The 2,978-nt window shown below is 66.1% G+C and carries 1 protein-coding gene; it reads left to right on the top strand.

All coding sequences use genetic code 11. The features are described 5' to 3' along the window. Positions 1 to 33 precede the first annotated feature (33 nt). On the top strand, positions 34 to 2,978 hold a 2,945-nt coding region (locus ACIBK4_RS50435), incomplete at its 3' end, for an AMP-binding protein (protein WP_399006959.1).

Here is a 2,978-nt window from a genome sequence, read left to right as displayed (position 1 = left end):
GGGTGTTGTGTGTGTGAGGTGTCGTTGGGTGATGTGGTGGGTGGGGTGGTGCCGATTGGGCGGCCGGTTGCGAATACGCGCCTGTTTGTGCTGGACGGCGGTTTGTCGTTGGTGCCGGTGGGTGTGGTGGGTGAGTTGTATGTGGCGGGTGTTCAGTTGGCGCGGGGGTATGTGGGTCGGGCTGGGTTGACGGCGGAGCGGTTTGTGGCGTGTCCGTTTGGTTCGGGTGAGCGGATGTATCGGACCGGGGATCTGGTGAAGTGGATGGCGGACGGGCAGCTTGTTTTTGTCGGTCGTGCGGATGAGCAGGTGAAGGTTCGTGGGTTCCGGATCGAGCCGGGTGAGGTGGAGGCGGTGTTGCAGGCTCATCCTGGGGTTGCTCAGGCTGCGGTGATCGCTCGCGAAGATATTCCTGGTGATAAGCGGTTGGTGGGTTACGTCGTTCCGTCTGGTGTGGATGTTGTTGTGGGTGATCTGGCGGAGCGGGTGCGGGAGTTGGCGGGGTTGCGGTTGCCGGAGTACATGGTGCCGTCGGTTGTGGTGGTGTTGGACGAGTTGCCGCTTGCGGCGAGTGGGAAGTTGGACCGGCGGGCGTTGCCGGCGCCGGACTACGCCGCGGGTGCGGGCATGGGTCGGGGTCCGGTGTCGGTGCAGGAGGAGATCCTGTGCGCGGTGTTTGCCGAGGTCCTGGGGCTCGACCAGGTGGGGGTGGATGACGACTTCTTCCGGCTGGGTGGGCATTCGTTGTTGGCGGTGCGGTTGGTGGAGCGGCTTCGTGGGCGGGGTGTGTCGGTGTCGGTGCGGGCGTTGTTCGAGGCGCCGACGCCGGCGGGGTTGGCTGGGGCGGTGGCGGTTGAGTCGGTGGTGGTGCCGGAGAATCTGATTCCGGTGGGCGCGGAGCGGATCACGGCCGACATGCTGCCGTTGGTGGAGTTGTCCGACACCGACGTCGAGCGGATCGTTGCCGGGGTCGAGGGTGGCGCGGCGAACATCGCGGACGTGTATCCGCTGGCGCCGCTGCAGGAAGGCCTGCTCTTCCACCACCTCATAGCCGCCGACGGAGGCAAGGACCCATACGTCACTGTGTGGGTGTTCCGGTTCGATGCGCGGGCGCGGCTTGACGGGTTTGCTGAGGCGTTGCAGCGGGTGGTGGACCGGCATGACATCTATCGCACGGCGGTGGTGTGGGAAGGGCTGAGCGAGCCGGTACAGGTGGTGCTGCGGGACGTGGAACTGCCGGTGGTGACCCATGTCCTCGACGGTGCCGAGGCTGATCCGGCCGCGGCATTGGTCGAGTTGGTCGGCTCTGGGATGGATCTGGGGCGGCCGCCGTTGATGGATCTGCACATCGCCCAGGTCGAAGGTGGGCGTTGGCTGGGGTTGCTGCGGATGCACCACATGGTGCTGGATCACCAGGGCTTGGACGTGCTCATGCACGAACTGCAGGCGATTCTGGGCGGGCGGGAGGATGAGCTGGCGCCGGCGTTGCCGTTCCGGAATTTCGTTGCTCAGGCTCGGAGTGTTCCGCGTGAGGAGCATGAGCGGTTCTTCGCCGAGCTGCTGGGGGATGTGAGCGAGCCGACCGCGCCGTACGGACTGATGGACGTCCGCGGCGACGGCACGGAGACGGTAAGTGGGCTGGTGACGATACCGCAGGAGGTCGTAGACCAACTGCGGGATGTGGCGCGGCAGTTGGGTGTGAGTGTGGCCACGGTGTTGCATGTGGCGTGGGCGCGGGTGCTTGGTGTGTTGTCGGGTCGTGATGACGTGGTGTTCGGCACGGTGTTGTTCGGGCGGATGAATGCCGGTGCGGGTGCCGACCGGGTGGTGGGTCCGTTCATCAATACGTTGCCGGTGCGGGTGCGGACCGATCAGGTCGGCGTCCGCGCCGCGGTGGAGCAGATGAGGTCTCAGCTCGCGGCGCTGTTGGAGCATGAGCATGCGCCGCTGGCGGTGGCGCAGCAGGCCAGTGGCATTGAGGAGAACGCGCCTTTGTTCACCTCGCTGTTCAACTACCGGCACAGCGCGGGCGCGCCCGCGGCTCGCGACAGGGACGGCGCGCGGGGGCAAGCGGTAGACGGCATCCGGACCATCTACAACAGGGTCCAGAACAACTATCCGTTGACCATGTCCGTCAACGATCTGGACACCGGCGAGTTGAGCCTGACGACACTGGTGGTCAACTCCGTCGACCCGTGCGCGGTGGGGCGGTTCTTGCGCACCGCGGTGGAGAACGTCGTCACCGCGCTGAGCGACACCTTGAGCGGCGGCCCCGACATCCCCATCCACACGATCGACGTGCTCGATCCCGAACAGCGCCACCAGGTGTTGGTGGAGTGGAACGACACGGCGGTCGAGGGTCCGGGTGCCACGGTTGTCGAGTTGTTCGAGCGGCAGGTGGTGCGGACTCCGGAGGCTACGGCGGTGGTGGCCGGCGGGGTGGAGGTGTCGTATCGGGAGTTGGACGACCGTGCGAATCGTCTGGCGCGGTATCTGGTGGATCAGGGTGTGGGTGTGGAGTCGGTGGTCGCGTTGTGTCTGCCGCGTGGGGTGGAGATGATCACCGCGATCTTCGCGGTGTGGAAGGCGGGGGCGGCGTATCTGCCGATCGATGCGCAACTTCCGGCGCGGCGGATCGCGTTCATGCTGGCGGACGCCGGCGCCGATGTGGTGCTTGCCCGCCGGGACGCCCCGGACGAGGCGTCCGAAGGCATGGCGGATGCGTTCGCGGGTGTCTCGGTCGTGTGGCTGGACGATCCGCAGTCGTTGAGTGAGAGCTCCGTGGCCGGGCCTCTGCCGGTGGTGGATCAGGGTGGGTTGGCGTATGTGATGTATACGTCGGGGTCGAGTGGGGTGGCGAAGGGTGTGGGGGTGACGCAGGGGGGGTTGGTGAATTATGTGGTGTCGGTGTTGTCGCGTTTGGGTTGGGGTGGGGTGGGTGCTCGGTATGGGTTGTTGCAGCCGCAGGTGACTGATTT

Origin of the sequence: Streptomyces sp. NPDC050528 (assembly GCF_044457795.1) — a bacterium.
Taxonomy (GTDB): Bacteria; Actinomycetota; Actinomycetes; order Streptomycetales; family Streptomycetaceae; genus Streptomyces.
Note: the sequence above shows the minus strand (reverse complement) of the source record. Positions and strands in the feature narration are given on the sequence as shown.